A 16,612-nucleotide genomic window follows, 5' to 3' on the forward strand; every position below is an offset into this window, starting at 1 on the left:
GGTTCATGCGGCTTCGATCCCAAGAAGGGGATCGTATGAAGCATAGCGGGGCCGATGGGCAACCTGACTGCGGCGAACTATACAGGCGCTCGCCGCCATTGTCAGGGCTTATTCAGCTGATATTCATCCCGTTTGTCCAGAAAACGCCCCTGGTCGGATCACATATTGGGGTAGTTGGGGCCAGAGCCCCCCTGGGGGGGAGTCCAGATGATGTTTTGGCTAGGATCCTTGATATCACAGGTCTTGCAGTGGATGCAGTTGGCGCTGTTTATCTGCAGATGGGGTTGTTCATCCACCGTCACCAGCTCGAACACTCCGGCCGGGCAGTATCGCAGCGCGGGCTCGGCCCAGGTGGGCAGATTGACCTCGACCGGGATGCGCGCATCCTGCAATCGCAGGTGACAAGGCTGATCTTCATCGTGGCTGGTGTTGGCCAGATAGACGGATGAGAGCTTGTCAAAGCTCAGCACCCCGTCCGGTTTTGGGTATGAGATGGGTTGGCAGCGATTGGCCGCCTTGAGGGCGCGGTAATCGTCACCCTTGTCCAGCCATTGCAACGGGGATTGCCCCTTGAATAACCGCTGCTCCAGCCAATTGAAGGCGCCACCTAGCCAGGGACCCGCGCCGTGCAAGGCGGCGCCGAAGTTGCGGGCCCCCTTCAGATCCGCGCCAAGCCAGCTGGCCGCCAGGGCCGCGCCATAGTTGGCGATATCCCGCCCCCCTTGCTCTCCTTGACCCAGATGGGGCAGCAGGGCGTCGGCGGCCAGCAGACCACTCTTCATGGCGGTGTGAATCCCCTTGATGCGGGAAAAATCCAGGGTGCCGGCGTCGCAGCCGAGCAGCAGACCACCGGGAAAGTGCATGCGCGGCAGGGAGTGCCAGCCACCCTTGGTGATGGCGCGGGCACCATAGCTGATGCGCTCTCCTCCCTGGAGGGTCTGTTTGAGCAGAGGGTGATGTTTCAGACGCTGAAACTCGTCGAAGGGACTGAGCCAGGGATTCTGGTAGTTGAGATCGACAATCAGCCCGACCGAGACCTGATTGTCCGCCAGATGATAGAGGTAGAAGCCGCCATGGCTGCGGCTCTCGCTCCCTTGACCACCGAGTGGCCAGCCGCTGCCATGCAGCACCTGTCCGGGCCGGGATTGAGCCGGGGGCACCTGCCACAGCTCCTTGAAGCCGATGGCATAGTGTTGCGGCTGGGTATGATTTTCCAGCCCGAATGCGTTGATCAGCTGCTTGCCAAGGTGGCCACGGGCCCCCTCGGCAAACAGGGTATAGCGCCCCAGCAGTGCCATGCCCGGCACATGATCCCCCTTGGGCCGACCTGCCTTGTCCAGACCCAGATCGCCGGTCAGCACCCCCTTGACCACCCCCTCTTCGATGATGAGCTCGCTGGCGGCAAACCCCGGATAGATCTCGACCCCAAGAGACTCGGCCTCCCTGGCGAGCCAACGGCAGAGAGTACCCAGACTGATGATGTGACAACCCTGATTACTCATGCTGGGGGGGAGGGCCCAATGGGGCAAGCGACTGGCACGGCTGTCACTTTGCAGCAGCCAGAGCTGATCGTCGCTGACCTGGGTGCCGAGCGGTGCCTCCTGCCAGCGCGCTGGCAGCAGCTCTTGCAGGGCGCGGGGATCGAGCAGGGCGCCAGAGAGCAGATGAGCCCCAATCTCGGCCCCTTTCTCCAGCAGACAGACGCTGCAATCGGGCGCCCGCTGCTTGAGGGCGATGGCGGCACTGAGCCCCGCAGGACCGCCCCCAACGATGACCACATCGTATTCCATTGCTTCTCGTTCCATCTTGCCTCCGTGCTCGACTTGGCCTAGGGTGGTGTTAGTTTACGTAAACGTAAACCTAGCTGTAAACTCTCGTTATGGAATTATTCATGGATGGTAGCGGCGCGAGCCTACCGAGCAACAGGATGAGGAGTGGCCGAATGAAGCTGCTGGTCGCAGTCAAACGGGTCGTTGACTACAACGTCAAGATCCGGGTCAAGGGTGATGGCTCCGACGTGGAGCTGGCCAACGTCAAGATGGGCATCAACCCGTTTTGCGAGATAGCGGTCGAGCAGGGGGTCAGGTTGCGCGAAGCGGGCCTTGCCAGCGAATTGGTGGTGGTGACCCTGGGACCTGCTGCGGCAAGTGAACAGTTGCGCCATGCCCTGGCACTGGGGGCGGATCGCGCCCTGCATTTCGTCACCCCCGATGGTGGCGATGAACGGCTGGATCCCCTGACCGTGGCCCGGGCCCTGCAAGTCATCTGCGAGCGTGAGCAGCCGGATCTGGTGCTGCTCGGCAAGCAGTCCATCGACTCTGACAACAACCAGGTCGGCCAGATGCTGGCGGCGCTGTGCGACTGGCCCCTGGCCACGTTTGCTTCGGCCATCGAATGCAAGGGAGACGAGATCTGGGTGACCCGGGAGGTGGATGGCGGCTTGGAGACATGGGGGATGGCGCTGCCGGCGGTGGTGACCGTGGACTTGCGCCTCAACGAACCGCGCTTTGCCTCCTTGCCCAACATCATGAAGGCGAAACGCAAGCCCCTTGAGACGGAACCCTTTGCCACCCTGGGCATCCATCCGCTCGGTCATAACCGGCAGTTGGGGGTCATGGCGCCCCCGGTGCGCAGCGGCGGGGTACGGGTTGGCTCTGTGGATGAGCTTATCGACAAACTCAAACATGAGGCGAAGGTACTGCCATGAACATATTGATCATTGCGCAGCAAGCAGAGGGCCCCCTGGCTGCCAGCACGATCCAGCTGGTGGGGGGCGCGCAGGCCCTGCCGGGCGACATCCATCTGTTGCTGCTTGGGGATAAACTCACCCAGGCGGCCACGGAGGCTGCCCGCCTGCAAGGGGTGACCCGGGTATTGCTGGCCGAGCTTGGCTGTGACTGGTGCGATGGCCTGGACAGCCCTCTCGCGACCCTGGCCCGGGATTACCACCATGTGTTGATGGCATCGGGCACGGCGGCCAAGGATCTGTTGCCCCGCATGGCGGCGCGGCTCGGTGTCGAGATGCTCTCCGAAGTCATCGCCATCGAGGGAGATGACAGCTTCTTGCGGCCCATCTATGCGGGCAACGCCATCGCCAGGGTGCAGAGCCATGCACCCATCAAGCTGATGACCCTGCGCGCCAGCAGTTTCCCCATGGCGGTGCCGGGAGAGGCGAGCGCGCCGGTTGAGGCCCTGCCGCCCCTTGCCATCGCCACGCGCACCCGCTTGATCTCCCGCCAGGCCGTGGTGTCTGGCCGTCCCGAACTCGGCAGCGCCCGGGTGGTGGTCTCCGGGGGCAGGGCACTCGGCTCGAAAGAGCAGTTTGCCCTGATAGAGGCCCTGGCGGACAAGCTGGGCGGGGCGGTGGGGGCCTCGCGCGCCGCCGTGGATGCGGGTTTTGTCGGCAATGATCTGCAGGTGGGCCAGACCGGCAAGGTGGTGGCCCCCGAGCTCTACATCGCCGTCGGCATCTCGGGCGCCATCCAGCATCTGGCGGGCATGAAGGAGTCAAAGGTGATTGTGGCCATCAACAAGGATGGCGAGGCGCCCATCTTCCAGGTCGCCGACTACGGCCTGGTGGGGGACTTGTTCACCCTGTTGCCCGAACTGACCGCCAAGCTGTGAGCCTGGGGTGACGCGCCGGCTTCATCCCTTGAACCGCGCGTGCTCCCAACCACAGACCCCGCCTCGGCGGGGTCTGTGTCATGGCCCCTTAAGGCTGGCTGCTCGCTCTGTGCCCCGACCCTGAGGCGGCAGCCGCTTGATATCTGGTGTTGAGATCGGCAAGGGCAGGGGGGCAAAACCTTGAGCCAGCTCCCAAAAATCCTTTGCCGAAGGGGCGCGGTTTCGTGTAAAAACGGGGAAGTCCTTCACTCTTTACCACCTCACGGAAAGTGTCATGAGCAAACAGGTTTACAACTTCTGCGCCGGCCCCGCCATGTTGCCGGTCGAAGTCATGGAACGCGCCCAGCGCGAATTTTGTAATTTCCAGGGATTGGGTGCCTCTGTCATGGAGCTCTCCCATCGTGGCAAGCCCTTCATGGCGGTTGCCGAGAAGGCCGAGGCCGACTTGCGCGAACTGCTCGCCATCCCGGCCAACTACAAGGTGCTGTTCATGCATGGCGGCGGTCGCGGTCAGTTCTCTGCGGTGCCCATGAACCTGCTCGGCGGTGCCAACAAGAAGGCCGACTATCTGCTGACCGGTGTCTGGGCCCAGAGTGCCGTGGACGAGGCGCACAAGTATGGCGACATCCTCACCCACGCCGGTGTGACCAAGACGGCGCAAGGCGTCAGCCAGCTGCTGCCGACCCCGGCGTTTCGCAGCGATGCCGCCTATGTCCATTACTGCCCGAACGAAACCATTGATGGCATAGAGATGTTTGACATCCCGGCCACAGGTTCGGTGCCGCTGGTGGCGGATCTCTCCTCCACCATACTGTCTCGCTCCCTCGATATCAGCCGCTTCGGGGTCATCTATGCCGGTGCCCAGAAGAACATCGGCCCCTCCGGTCTGGCCATCGCCATCGTCCGTGACGATCTGCTGACCCAGGCCCGGGCGGACGTACCCGCGGTGTTTGACTATGCCCTGACCGCCAAGCATGACTCCATGTTCAACACCCCGCCCACCTACGCCTGGTATCTGGCCGCCCTGGTGTTCGAGTGGCTCAAAGATCAGGGTGGCCTAGGCGAAATAGAGGCGCGCAACCGTGCCAAGGCCGAGCTGCTCTATGGCTATATCGATGACTCCAGCTTCTACGCCAACCAGGTGGATGTTGCCTGCCGTTCGCGCATGAACGTGCCCTTCCAGCTCAAGGATGACGCCCTGGACAAGCTGTTCCTTGCCGAATCCGAAGCCGCGGGCCTGCTGGCGCTCAAGGGACATCGCATCGTCGGCGGCATGCGGGCCAGCCTCTATAACGCCATGCCGCTGGCCGGGGTCGAGGCGCTGGTCAGCTTCATGGAGCGCTTCGCCAAGCAGCACGGTTGAGCCGCAGGGGCCGCAGCTTGCCCCTGCGGCCCCACCGCGCACTCGGTTGTTACCGCCAGTTTCATGCAACGGCGCTCCTCGGGGCGCCGTCTCGTTTCACTTTGACACCCACCCTGCACGCCAGGGGATGGCAGGGCGCAAGCAAGAGCCTTGCCCTCCTTCCCCTTGGCTGATAACGTCCGGGCAGGTGTTTTTTGATATCAGTACAGGAAGGCTATGAATTCGTTGCGTTTGGAACCTATCGCCCGTGTCGAAGGGGTCGTGAACTTACCCGGCTCCAAGAGCGTCTCTAATCGAGCCCTGCTGCTGGCAGCCCTGGCACGGGGCACCACCCGTCTCACCAACCTGCTCGACAGCGATGACATTCGCCACATGCTGGCGGCCCTCGGCCAGCTCGGCGTCAAATACAAGCTATCCGCCGACAAGACGCAGTGCGAAGTGCAAGGTTTGGGCCGCAGCTTCGCGGTGAGCGACCCTGTCACGCTCTTTCTCGGCAACGCCGGTACCGCCATGCGACCGTTGTGCGCGGCGCTGTGCCTGGGATCAGGCGAATACATGCTGACCGGCGAGCCGCGCATGGAAGAGCGCCCCATAGGCCATCTGGTTGACGCCCTGCGCGAGGCCGGTGCCCATGTGCAATACCTCAAGCGCGATGGTTTCCCGCCGCTTGCCATCGATGCCAAGGGCCTGTGGGGCGGGGATGTTCACATCGATGGCTCCGTCTCCAGCCAGTTCCTGACCGCCTTCCTGATGGCGGCGCCCATGGCCGCCGGTGATACCCGCATTCACATCAAGGGCGAGCTGGTCTCCAAACCCTACATCGACATCACCCTGCACATCATGAAGCAGTTCGGTGTGGTGATTGAGCACGACAACTATCAGACCTTCTACATCAAGGGCAACCAGAGCTATGTCAGCCCGGGTGACTTCCTGGTGGAAGGGGATGCCTCCAGCGCCTCCTACTTCCTGGCCGCGGGCGCCATCAAGGGCAAGGTGCGCGTCACCGGTATCGGCAAGCACAGCATTCAGGGTGATATCCACTTTGCCGACGTGCTGGAGAAGATGGGCGCGCGCATCACCTGGGGCGACGATTTCATCGAAGCCGAGCAGGCGCCGCTGCATGGCATCGACATGGACATGAACCAGATCCCGGATGCGGCCATGACCATCGCCACCACGGCACTGTTTGCGAAGGGGCCTACCTCCATCCGCAACATCTACAACTGGCGGGTGAAGGAGACGGATCGTCTGTTTGCCATGGCGACCGAGCTGCGCAAGCTGGGCGTAGAGGTGGAGGAGGGTCACGACTTCATCACAGTGACCCCAGCTGCCCAGTTGCAGCATGCGGCCATCGATACCTACAACGATCATCGCATCGCCATGTGCTTCTCCCTGGTGGCGCTGTCAGATACGGCGGTGACCATCAATGATCCGGGTTGCACCTCCAAGACCTTCCCCGATTACTTCGAGAAGCTCGCCAGCATCAGCCAGGTGGTTTGACGGGCGGCCTGTCGCCCCTGGCACCTTGAGCAAAGGCCCGCATCTTGCGGGCCTTTTTCATGGGCTGGGCATACCGAACACGATTGGCTAGCATCATTTCAGTAACATGCAATGGTATGCTTGAAGATATTTTATTGTGCGATGTAATTTTCTATTTACACCCTAGCCCCGCTCGGGCTAGATTGGTGCAAGCAATGTGTCTAGCCAAGCAGGAAGCCGAAGTATGCAGCATCAAACCGACGACGTTCGTATCAGTGAAATCAAAGAGTTATTGCCCCCGGTTGCGGTGCTTGAGAAGTTTCCGGCGACCGAGGCGGCCGTCTCCACCGTATTTGAGTCCCGCCAGGGGATCCACAACATCCTGACCGGCGACGATCAGCGCCTGCTGGTGGTGATTGGTCCTTGCTCCATCCATGATCCGGTCGCCGCCATCGAATACGGCAAGCGCCTCAAGACCCTGCGTGACAAGTACCAGGATCAGCTGGAAATCGTGATGCGGGTCTACTTCGAGAAGCCGCGCACCACAGTGGGCTGGAAGGGACTGATCAACGATCCTCACCTGGACAACAGTTTCAAGATCAACGACGGCCTGCGCATCGGTCGCAAGCTGCTGCTCGAGCTCAACGATCTGGGCATGCCGACCGCCTCCGAGTTCCTCGACATGATCACCCCGCAATACGTGGCGGATCTGATGAGCTGGGGCGCCATCGGGGCGCGCACCACCGAATCCCAGGTGCACCGTGAGCTGGCCTCAGGTCTCTCCTGCCCGGTGGGCTTCAAGAACGGCACCGACGGCACCATCAAGGTCGCCATCGACGCCATCGGCGCCGCCAGTGCGCCACACCACTTCCTGTCGGTGACCAAATATGGCCACTCCGCCATCGTCTCCACCGCCGGCAACCCGGATTGTCACATCATCTTGCGCGGTGGCCGCGAACCGAACTACAGCGCCGCCCATGTGGATGAGGTCGTGAAGGGATTGGACAAGGCGGGTCTGCCCCAGAAGGTGATGATCGACTTCAGCCATGCCAACAGCAGCAAGCAGTACAAGAATCAGATGCTGGTGGCCGAAGATGTGGCGGGCCAGATCCGTGCCGGCAGCAAGGCCGTATTCGGGGTCATGGTCGAGAGCCATCTGGTGGAGGGTCGCCAGGATCTGGTGGATGGCTGCCAGCTCACCTTCGGTCAGAGCATCACCGATGCCTGCATCGGTTGGGACGATACCGAAAGCCTGCTGCGCACCCTGGCAGAGGCAGTGGCGACGCGCAACGCGCGCTGATCCCCCTCTTGATGGCTTGCAACGAAACAGCGCGACCTCGGTCGCGCTTTTTTTGTGTCCCTCGCCCGTGGCGCAAACCACAGGCACGTTAATCCATCACCAGCGGTAGGTGTTGAGCAGGGCTTCGAGCTTCTGGCACTGGGCGACCAGCTGCTCGCTGGCGAGATTGGCGCTGTGGGCCTGGCTCAGGGTATCGTTCGATGTGCTGCGGATCTCGTGCACGGCGCCATCGACCTCCTGACAGACTCTGTCCTGCTCCTGGGCTGACTGTGCCATTTGGGCATTGAGATCATTGATATTGGCGATGCGATCTATGATGGTCTGCATTGCCGCCAGAGTGGCTTCCGTCTTCTGAATGCTGTCATTCGCCTTGAGCCTGGCATCGCCAATGACCTGTACGGCACTCTGGGCTTCCTGTTGCAGGGCGGCAATCATCCCGGCTATCTCCAGGCTGGCGGTGCGGCTGCGGCTGGAGAGCGCCCTGACTTCGTCAGCCACCACGGCGAAGCCGCGTCCCTGTTCACCGGCCCGGGCGGCCTCAATGGCCGCATTGAGGGCCAGCAAGTTGGTCTGATCGGCAATCCCCCTGATCACCTCCAATACCCCATCCACGGCGAGGCAGCGGCTATCGAGTTGCTGGATCACCGTGTCGACCCGGGCAATGTCGGCGGACATCTCTCCCATGTCGGTGATGGAGTGGCGGGCGAGGCGGCTGGTGTTGGCGGCATCGTCGTTGGTGAGGGTCGAGAGCTCGGCGCTGTGGCGAGCATGTTCGCGGACCTCATAGGAGCTGGCGGCCAGCTCGCTCACCGCGGTGGCGACCTGGGTGGTCATCTGCTCCTGCACCCGGGCCGACCCCTCCGTCTGGGTCGCCACCTGGCGGATCTGGTTCGACTCTCGATACAGCTCGGCAGTGGCTCCCTCGACCTCGGCCAGGCTGTGGCGAAAGCCCTGCACCATGTCGTTGACCGCACGGGTCATCTGGCCCAGCTCATCCTGACTGTGATTGATCAGGGGCAGGGAGAGATCCCGCTCCTTGGCCATCTGCATCATGGTGCGCTGCAGCCGATAGACGGGGCGTTTGACGTAACGCTGCAATACCCACCACAGCAGCCCAAACCCCAGGCTGAACACGGCCCCCAGGCAGCCGCTCAGCAGCCAGTTGTTGTGGCGGATCTCGGCAAAGATATGGCTCAGGTCATAGCTGATGCGCACGGCCCCCATGACGGTCCCCTCGGCGACCTGATGGCAGGTGAGGCACTGGGTGCCGCGGTACTCCTGGTAAGCCTTGAAGGGTTTTATCAGGGTGAGCTGGCTGCCTTTTTGCTCGAGCAGCGTCTCCCCCTGCTCGATGGCCCGCTTGTCCCACTCGTCGACTATCTGCTGATCCGGATGGCCCGCGCCAAACAGCGAGCTGACGGCAGGGGCGCGGATCAGGCGGGCCTCGGTGATGCCGGCCTCGCTCATGATCTTGCTCTGCACGATGGCGCGGTTGGCGATGACCCCGGTCATCATCATGACGTTGAGCTGATCCATGTAGCTGTTGGCGGTACTCTCCACCTTCTCGCCCGCCAGGCGCAGGGCCAGATCGCGCTGCAACCAGGCGGAGAGCTCGAAGCTGAGGGCGAAGCTGGCACCGATGACCAGGGCGAGGGGGAGAAAGATTTTCCAGTTGAGCGAGAGGTTTTGCATGGGTAACCGAATCCAGATACGGGGAAGGGGTCTGCCACTTGGCGCGCATGACCAGTCGCCAAGCTTGGTACTCTATCGGCACACATTACCCTGACTTTAGTAAGGATTCTGTTAACTGGATCCATGAATGGCGTTAACCCCGGGTAGCCAAGTATTGTTATTGGTCGGGGAGTTGATCTGGCGCAAGCTATCATATTGTTGATAGTAGTTATCATTTGCATCCAATCCTTTCTAGCCGATCCTACCGCCGATGATACTGACGCCCACCATGACCGGACTGCCCAGCCCGGACCCCCTTAAATTTGCGTTCACTGCCAAAACATCTGCGCATGCTAGCCGGGGCGGCGCCAGGCCCTTGGCCTTGGATGACAAGGATTGGCAGGCCTGGTGGCAAACCGCGACGGAAGCCGAGGAGCGCGCCCTCTATATCCATGTCCCCTTTTGCAAGAAGCGCTGCAGCTTCTGCAATTTCTTCGAAAATGGCACCAATCCGGCGCGGATGAGCCGTTATATGGCGGCCCTTTGTGACAATCTCCAGCAGGCGGCCAAGACTCCGTTCGCCCTGAGTGCACCCTTCTCGGCCGTCTACGTGGGAGGCGGAACACCGACCGACATGGCGGTCGATGATCTGGCCCGATTGGCCGAGACCATACAGGGGTTTCCCCTGACGCAGGATGCAGAACTGACCCTGGAAGGGCGGCTGAACGGATTCGATGAGCCTAAGTGGCACACGGCGCTGGCGGGCGGGTTCAACCGCTTCTCGTTTGGGGTACAGAGTTTCGACACCCAGGTGCGCCAACAGGCGGCCCGCATCGATGACAGAGCGCGGCTGCTTGAGCGACTTGCCGAACTGACCCGGTACGATGAGGCCGTGATCGTGGCGGATCTCATCTTCGGTCTGCCCGATCAGGATGATGCCATCTGGCGTCAGGATATCGCGGATGTGATGGCGAGCGGGGTGCATGGGGTGGATCTCTACCAGCTTATTGCCATGGCGGGCACCCATCTGGATCGGGCTGAGGCCAAGGGCAAACCGGGCTGGGCGGCCGACAGTCAGCAGCGGGCCAGCATGTATGCCTATGGCGCCCACACCCTGGAGCAGGGCGGCTGGCAGCGGCTCTCTTGCAGCCATTGGCGACGCAGCGAGACCGAGCAGAGCCGCTATAACCAGATGGCCAAGAGGGGGGCCGAGATCTTGCCGTTTGGTGCCGGGGCGGGAGGCAATGTCCACGGACATGGCCTGATGTATGGGCGGGATCTGGCGCCCTGGCATCAGGCGCTGGCCGATGGGCGTCGGGCTCCCGGCATGGTCATGGGGCGCAATCCCAATGCCGCCATGGATGCGCTGCTGCGCGGCGCCCTCGACACTGGCCGGTTGGCCCTGGCCCTCTTGCCCGATCCCTTGCGAGGGCAGCTGTTGCCGCTTTTTCAGGTCTGGCAGCAACATGGCTTGGCCGGGCTGACCGAGGAGCGGCTTGAGCTGACCCTGGCGGGGCGTTTTTGGAGCGTCAATCTGCAGGCCGGCTTGTTCGAGTACTTGCAGCTCAATCCCCTCGCGGGAGCGGGGGAGAAGGGCCCCCACGCCAACGCTGCGGCCGTTCGCCCGGTCGAGATCGTGGGGCACTCGGTGACAGGTTTGCGTCGATGAAAGAGGAGGGGATAAATAGGGGGCACTGAGAAGCGCCCCCGTTTTAGCTATCGGTTGTGTACCTCTTCTACCCGCACCAGCAAGTGGCCCTCTGCCAGGGTAGTGACCAGCGACTGCCCGGCGCTGACCTGGCTGGCCTGGCTTATCACCTCACCCCGTTGGCTGCGAGTGATGGAGTAGCCGCGCCCCAGGGTGGCGAGGGGGCTGACCCCATCGAGGCGGGCACTGAGCATGGCCAGTTTATGCTCCGCTTGCTCATGGCGTTTACTCATCAGGCTATGCAAGCGCGCCTCTGCCAGTTGATGGCGCCGCCGCCCCTGTGCCAGACGTCGCTCTGGGCTCTGGGCTTGGAGCCGTTGCGCGAGCTGATTGAGCCGTCGCTCCCCCTGATGCAGGCGCTGACGCAGCAATTGCTGCAAGCGGTTACCCAGTTCATCGAGGCGCTGGGACTGTTGCTCGAGGCGGCGTTTGGGGTCTTGATGTTCGAGCCGCTTGGTGAGCAGGGTGAAGTGGTGGACATGCTGGGTCTGCTGACGCGCCATGGCTTGACTCAGGCGCTGGGTGAGGCGATTGAGCTGATTGATGCGCTCGCTCTGATCCGGCGCCACCAATTCGGCGGCGGCGGAGGGGGTGGGGGCACGCAAGTCCGCCACCAGATCGCTGATGGTGATATCGACCTCGTGACCCACGGCGCTCACCACCGGGATGGCTGAGCCATGAATGGCCCGGGCGACCCGCTCCTCGTTGAAACACCAGAGATCTTCCAGGGCGCCGCCACCACGGCCGACGATCAGCACGTCCACCTCGGCGCGACGATTGGCCAATTCGATGGCGGCTACTATTTGGCCACTGGCCAGGTTGCCCTGTACCTGAGTCGGATAGATGAAGATGGGCAGTGAGGGGGCGCGGCGTCCCAGCACGGTGAGGATATCGTGCAAGGCCGCCCCGGTGGCCGAGGTGACGATGCCCACCGCCTTGGGGTTAGTGGGGAGCGGACGTTTGAGGGCTGCATCAAAGAGACCCTCTGCGGCGAGGCGGCGTTTGAGCTCCTCGAAGCGCAGGGCCAGAGCGCCATCCCCGGCCGGTTGCATGGATTCGATGATCAGCTGATATTCGCCACGGGGCTCATAGAGGGAGACCCGGGCCTGTACCAGCACCTGCATGCCATCTTGTGGGCGGAAGGGCACCCGGCGGTTGTTGCCCTTGAACATGGCACAGCGCACCTGGGCCGAGATGTCCTTCAAGGAGAAGTACCAGTGCCCCGAACTTGGCATCGCCAGGTTGGAGAGTTCGCCGGTCAGCCACACCAGCCCCAGATCCTGCTCCAGTATCATGCGTACTGCGCTATTGAGGCGGGTGACGGTAAACACTTGTTGTTGATTGGACTGGCTCACGCTGGGCCCTTCTGCTGTCCCATTGTCCATGGTGGACGCGGGAGGGAGACGATGGCGCCATCTTAGCGCAGTTCAGGGTCAGAGCCGAGCACCTCTGGGGCTCTGACTGCCTGATGATTACTTGTCCAGTACCTGGCGCGGGACTGCTCTGGCCGGGCTGACCACCAGCCAGACCGAGAGGCAGACGATGGTACCGCCAACCACGAAGCCCTCGGTGAGGGTCTCGCCCAGTATCAGATAACCCCACAATATGCCGAAGGGCGGGATGAGGAAGGTCACCGTCAGGGAGCGCAGTGGTCCAATGTCGGCGATCAGCCTGAAATAGATGAGGTAGGCGAGTGCGGTACAGATAAAGCCGACGGCCAACAGGCTGGCCCACACCTCGGGCATGGCCCAGTCGGCCACGGGGCTGGCTGTCACCGAATAGCCAAAGAAGGGGAGCAGGAACAAGCAGGCGCCCAGCTGGCTGCCAAAGGCCACCAACCTGGCATCCAGGCCACCCCGCTCGGTGATCCAGCGCCGGGTCAGGAAGCCCGCACAGCCGTAGCAGGCGGTGGCGATCAGGCAAGCTATCACACCGATGATCATGGTCTCGCTCACCGCGACGTCCCCCGTGGTGGTGATCAGGGTGATACCGAGGAATCCCAGCATGACCCCCAGCCACTTGCGGCCGCTTAACTGCTCGTTGAAGCAGGAGAAACCGATCAGGGCGCCCATCAAGGGGGTGGTCGCGTTCAGGATGGCCGAGTAGCCAGCGGGCAGCCAGAGCGCGGCGATGGCGTACATCAGAAAGGGGATGCCGGAGTTGATGATGCCAAGCACCATGGCGGATTTGAGCTTGCCTTGAAAGATCAGCGGGGCGCGCATCAACAACAAGATGATGGCCAACCCTGTCAGGCCGAACAGGACCCGTAAAAAGGCGGTGTTGATTGAGCCAAAGGCGGGGGCGGCGATACGCATAAACAAGAAGCTGGCTCCCCAGATAGCGGCCAGGAACAACAGTCTTGCATAATCCGATGCTCTCATCTTACTTCCTTGAAATGATTGAAATCACAACTATCCAGGCGAGAGCCTGGGGCTGCCATCATGGGGGGCTGGCTTGCCGATGGCAACTGCCCAAAGGGCGCCTAAGCTATCCAACTGCCCTGACTCTGGCTCCGTGTTGGGGGGGGGCGCACCGTTGTGGTGCTATTGCGCACCAAAAATGTGCAACCAGTTGGGTGGTCACTGTGTTACCAGCTCCTGATCGGGGGACCTGCAAGGCATCTGCGCCGGGAAATGCACGTCCTGGCCCCCTGTTGCCCCCCAACGCGGGCCTCCCAGGCTCACCGACAACCCGTATCGGGCAAGGGCTGTGACTGATAACGGGCTTCACGGCGCGGCCATGAACTGACCGCTTGTCATCAGAGAAATCCTGTTCATGTTGCCTGGCTCAAGGTGGGGATCCATAAACTAGATTTAAATTCCAATTAATATGTTTTTAGTAGTTCTATGAGCTGAATTTAATTTAAATCACAGCGTCTTGTCATGGTTGGCGCTCTTTTTGCTGCGTGATAGCAATCCAAGCACAGTATCAGCGCCAGCCTGACACCCATGATTTATCTGGCGACTGATGCTTATCCGTTCATGACAAGGAGTCCTATGGGAAACGGCATGGCAAACGACGTGGCATTACCGCAAGCAGCCACCCGCAACGGGCTTGTCCATAACTTCAAAGATGATGTGTATGGTCTGACACTGGGGGTGATGTTCATCGCTATCGGGCTGTACATGCTCAAGCTGGCAGGCATGATCACCGGCGGCGTGGCGGGCATGGCACTGCTGCTCTCCTATCAGGTGGAGTTGCCCATAGGGGTGTTGTTCATCTTGACCAATCTCCCCTTCATGCTGTTTTGCTATGTCCGTATGGGGCTCCCCTTCACCCTGAAGACGCTGATCGTCAATATTGCCCTCGCTGCCGCCAGCCAGATAGTGCCCCATTTGCAGACGGTGACCTATATACATCCGCTGTTTGCCGCCCTGGTCGGTGGCACCTTCATCGGCATGGGGGTCCTGTCACTCGCCCGTCACAATGCCTCGGTCGGTGGCACTGGCGTGGTGACCCTCTGGCTGCAGGCCAGGTTTGCCATCAATGCAGGCAAGACCCAGATGTTGCTGGATCTGCTGCTGTTTGCCCTCTCCTTGAGTCTGCTACCTGCCCCCTTGCTGTTCTGGTCGGCCCTGAGCGCCCTGGCCATGAATGCCATGCTGATGAACTGGCACAAACCTGGTCGTTACCAGGGGTGATTGGGTTGCCGTCTCACGCGTGACTGGGCACCCGAGGTAGCGCTCCATTCGACCCCTTGTGGCCAAAAGTGTCGGGGGAGGGTACTGAGTGTGTCCTATGCCAGCCTTGAAAAAGTCAGGCCATGCCGATGGATGGCGCCGTTACATTATTTCGAGGTAAAAAGGGCCATTTTATGACTGAATTTGTGAGAGTTTTGCCTGTTTGGCGCGCTAAAAGCGGGCTGTGCCACAAAAAATTAAAAAATACTTCTTTACCAACCGGTAAACCATGAGTAAAATTTGTCGGCAATATTTTCCACCCCCACTCCTCAACGGTGAGATATTGCCATGCTCAGGATTGCCAAAGAAGCGCTGACCTTCGACGATGTATTGTTGGTTCCAGCACACTCCACTGTTCTTCCTAATACAGCCGATTTGCGTACCAAGCTAACGTCTGCTATCTCCCTGAATATTCCGATGATTTCCGCTGCCATGGACACAGTGACCGAAGCCCGTCTGGCTATCGCACTGGCCCAGGAAGGCGGTATCGGCTTCATTCACAAGAACATGTCCATCGAGCAGCAGGCTGCCGAAGTGCGCAAGGTCAAGAAGTACGAGAGTGGTGTCGTCTCCGACCCCGTGACCGTGCGTCCCGACATGACCATTGCCCAGATCAAAGAGCTGAGCCACAAGAACGGTTTCGCCGGTTACCCCGTGGTGACTGACGGCAACCAGCTGGTCGGCATCATCACCGGCCGTGATGTGCGCTTCGTGATCGATCTCTCCCAGACCGTTGAACAGGTCATGACCCAAAAAGATCGTCTGGTGACGGTGCGTGAAGGGGCCCCTCGTGAAGAGGTGGTTGCCCTGATGCAAAAACACCGCATCGAGAAGGTGCTGGTGGTCAATGCCGACTTCAAACTCATGGGCATGATCACCGTCAAGGACTTCCAGAAAGCCGAACGCAAACCCAACGCCTGTAAAGACGAGAAGGGCCGCCTGCGGGTTGGCGCTGCCGTCGGTGCCGGTGCAGGTAACGAAGAGCGCGTCGCCGCCCTGGTCGAGGCCGGTGTGGACGTGCTGCTGATTGACTCCTCCCACGGTCACTCCCAGGGCGTGCTGGATCGCATCAAGGCGACCCGCGATGCCTATCCCGAGCTGCAGATCATCGGTGGCAACGTGGCCACCGCCGCTGGCGCCCTGGCGCTGGTCGCCGCCGGCGTCAATGCCGTCAAGGTCGGTATCGGTCCTGGCTCCATCTGTACTACTCGCATCGTGACCGGTGTCGGCGTGCCCCAGATCACCGCCATCTCCGATGCCGTTGAAGCGCTGGAAGGCACCGGTGTCCCCGTGATTGCCGATGGCGGCATCCGCTTCTCCGGTGACGTGGCCAAGGCCATCGCCGCGGGCGCCAGCTGTGTCATGGTGGGTTCCATGTTCGCCGGTACCGAAGAGGCGCCCGGTGACATCGAGCTCTACCAGGGCCGCTCTTTCAAGTCCTACCGTGGCATGGGCTCTCTGGGCGCCATGTCCAAGGGCTCAAGCGATCGCTACTTCCAGACCGACAATGCCGCCGACAAGCTGGTGCCGGAAGGGATCGAAGGGCGAGTGCCGTACAAGGGTCGCCTCAAGGAGATCATCCATCAGCAGATGGGTGGCCTGCGCTCTTCCATGGGCTTGACTGGTTGCGCCACCATCGACGAGATGCGCACCAAGGCCGAGTTCGTGCGCATCTCCGGCGCCGGGATGAAAGAGTCCCACGTCCATGACGTGACCATCACCAAAGAAGCCCCCAACTACCGGATGGGCTGATAAAACGGGGCCTCGGCCCCGTTTCGCTACCATTT

The 16,612-nt window shown here is 61.4% G+C and carries 12 protein-coding genes; 8 read left to right on the top strand and 4 right to left on the bottom strand.

Annotation, left to right across the window (positions count from 1 at the left end; genetic code table 11):
* Positions 1 to 158 precede the first annotated feature (158 nt).
* Positions 159 to 1,805, bottom strand: a complete 1,647-nt coding sequence (locus tag M2366_RS09995) for an electron transfer flavoprotein-ubiquinone oxidoreductase (protein ID WP_224430465.1) — start codon at positions 1,803 to 1,805, stop codon at positions 159 to 161.
* A 137-nt stretch (positions 1,806 to 1,942) separates the two neighbouring features.
* Here M2366_RS09995 and M2366_RS10000 point away from each other — a divergent pair, with 137 nt between their 5' ends.
* The 5 genes from M2366_RS10000 (at position 1,943) to aroG (ending at position 7,766) form a co-directional block, all read left to right on the top strand.
* Positions 1,943 to 2,707, top strand: a complete 765-nt coding sequence (locus tag M2366_RS10000; protein ID WP_259269612.1) for an electron transfer flavoprotein subunit beta/FixA family protein — start codon at positions 1,943 to 1,945, stop codon at positions 2,705 to 2,707.
* Positions 2,704 to 3,624: an electron transfer flavoprotein subunit alpha/FixB family protein gene (locus M2366_RS10005; RefSeq protein WP_259269613.1), complete on the top strand. Its 921-nt coding sequence runs from the start codon at positions 2,704 to 2,706 to the stop codon at positions 3,622 to 3,624. The genes M2366_RS10000 and M2366_RS10005 overlap by 4 nt, the downstream gene beginning before the upstream one ends.
* Positions 3,625 to 3,898: 274 nt before the next feature.
* A complete protein-coding gene (gene serC / locus M2366_RS10010; protein ID WP_042040118.1) occupies positions 3,899 to 4,987 on the top strand; it encodes a 3-phosphoserine/phosphohydroxythreonine transaminase in 1,089 nt (362 codons plus the stop codon).
* 216 nt (positions 4,988 to 5,203) lie between these two features.
* Positions 5,204 to 6,487 carry a 3-phosphoshikimate 1-carboxyvinyltransferase gene (aroA, locus tag M2366_RS10015; RefSeq protein ID WP_042040116.1) on the top strand — a complete coding sequence of 428 codons (1,284 nt, stop codon included), beginning with the start codon at positions 5,204 to 5,206 and terminating at the stop codon, positions 6,485 to 6,487.
* Positions 6,488 to 6,710: 223 nt separating this feature from the next.
* Positions 6,711 to 7,766 (top strand): 3-deoxy-7-phosphoheptulonate synthase AroG, encoded by a 1,056-nt coding sequence (aroG, locus tag M2366_RS10020; RefSeq protein ID WP_224430462.1) that lies wholly within the window; start codon positions 6,711 to 6,713, stop codon positions 7,764 to 7,766.
* Between the two features lie 96 nt (positions 7,767 to 7,862).
* Here the strand turns inward: aroG and M2366_RS10025 are convergent, their stop codons facing one another.
* On the bottom strand, positions 7,863 to 9,458 hold the full coding sequence (locus M2366_RS10025; protein ID WP_259269614.1) for a methyl-accepting chemotaxis protein: 1,596 nt from the start codon (positions 9,456 to 9,458) through the stop codon (positions 7,863 to 7,865).
* Positions 9,459 to 9,726: 268 nt separating this feature from the next.
* On the opposite strand from M2366_RS10025, the gene hutW reads away from it, so the two are divergent.
* Positions 9,727 to 11,106, top strand: coding sequence for a heme anaerobic degradation radical SAM methyltransferase ChuW/HutW (gene hutW, locus M2366_RS10030; protein ID WP_259269615.1), 1,380 nt, complete (start codon positions 9,727 to 9,729; stop codon positions 11,104 to 11,106).
* Positions 11,107 to 11,153: 47 nt separating this feature from the next.
* Here the strand turns inward: hutW and xseA are convergent, their stop codons facing one another.
* Together xseA and M2366_RS10040 are read right to left on the bottom strand one after the other, a co-directional pair.
* Positions 11,154 to 12,500, bottom strand: a complete 1,347-nt coding sequence (gene xseA / locus M2366_RS10035) for an exodeoxyribonuclease VII large subunit (RefSeq protein ID WP_259269616.1) — start codon at positions 12,498 to 12,500, stop codon at positions 11,154 to 11,156.
* A 117-nt stretch (positions 12,501 to 12,617) separates the two neighbouring features.
* Complete coding sequence (locus M2366_RS10040; RefSeq protein ID WP_259269617.1) at positions 12,618 to 13,526, bottom strand: DMT family transporter; 909 nt, start codon at positions 13,524 to 13,526, stop codon at positions 12,618 to 12,620.
* Between the two features lie 615 nt (positions 13,527 to 14,141).
* On the opposite strand from M2366_RS10040, the gene M2366_RS10045 reads away from it, so the two are divergent.
* Positions 14,142 to 14,786 carry a YitT family protein gene (locus M2366_RS10045; RefSeq protein ID WP_259269618.1) on the top strand — a complete coding sequence of 215 codons (645 nt, stop codon included), beginning with the start codon at positions 14,142 to 14,144 and terminating at the stop codon, positions 14,784 to 14,786.
* 327 nt (positions 14,787 to 15,113) lie between these two features.
* Positions 15,114 to 16,577: an IMP dehydrogenase gene (gene guaB, locus M2366_RS10050; protein WP_042039799.1), complete on the top strand. Its 1,464-nt coding sequence runs from the start codon at positions 15,114 to 15,116 to the stop codon at positions 16,575 to 16,577.
* Positions 16,578 to 16,612: the final 35 nt, after the last annotated feature.

It is taken from the genome of Aeromonas sp. BIGb0405 (genome assembly GCF_024807335.1).
GTDB lineage: Bacteria > Pseudomonadota > Gammaproteobacteria > Enterobacterales > Aeromonadaceae > Aeromonas > Aeromonas rivuli.

Bases quoted from the DNA above. Each gene is read 5' to 3' on its own strand.
- M2366_RS10005 (WP_259269613.1), top strand. From the start codon at position 2,704: ATGAACATATTGATCATTGCGCAGCAAGCAGAGGGCCCCCTGGCTGCC.
- guaB (WP_042039799.1), top strand. From the start codon at position 15,114: ATGCTCAGGATTGCCAAAGAAGCGCTGACCTTCGACGATGTATTGTTG.
- M2366_RS10000 (WP_259269612.1), top strand. From the start codon at position 1,943: ATGAAGCTGCTGGTCGCAGTCAAACGGGTCGTTGACTACAACGTCAAG.
- hutW (WP_259269615.1), top strand. From the start codon at position 9,727: ATGACCGGACTGCCCAGCCCGGACCCCCTTAAATTTGCGTTCACTGCC.
- serC (WP_042040118.1), top strand. From the start codon at position 3,899: ATGAGCAAACAGGTTTACAACTTCTGCGCCGGCCCCGCCATGTTGCCG.
- aroA (WP_042040116.1), top strand. From the start codon at position 5,204: ATGAATTCGTTGCGTTTGGAACCTATCGCCCGTGTCGAAGGGGTCGTG.
- aroG (WP_224430462.1), top strand. From the start codon at position 6,711: ATGCAGCATCAAACCGACGACGTTCGTATCAGTGAAATCAAAGAGTTA.
- M2366_RS10040 (WP_259269617.1), bottom strand. From the start codon at position 13,526: ATGAGAGCATCGGATTATGCAAGACTGTTGTTCCTGGCCGCTATCTGG.
- M2366_RS10025 (WP_259269614.1), bottom strand. From the start codon at position 9,458: ATGCAAAACCTCTCGCTCAACTGGAAAATCTTTCTCCCCCTCGCCCTG.
- M2366_RS09995 (WP_224430465.1), bottom strand. From the start codon at position 1,805: ATGGAACGAGAAGCAATGGAATACGATGTGGTCATCGTTGGGGGCGGT.
- M2366_RS10045 (WP_259269618.1), top strand. From the start codon at position 14,142: ATGGGAAACGGCATGGCAAACGACGTGGCATTACCGCAAGCAGCCACC.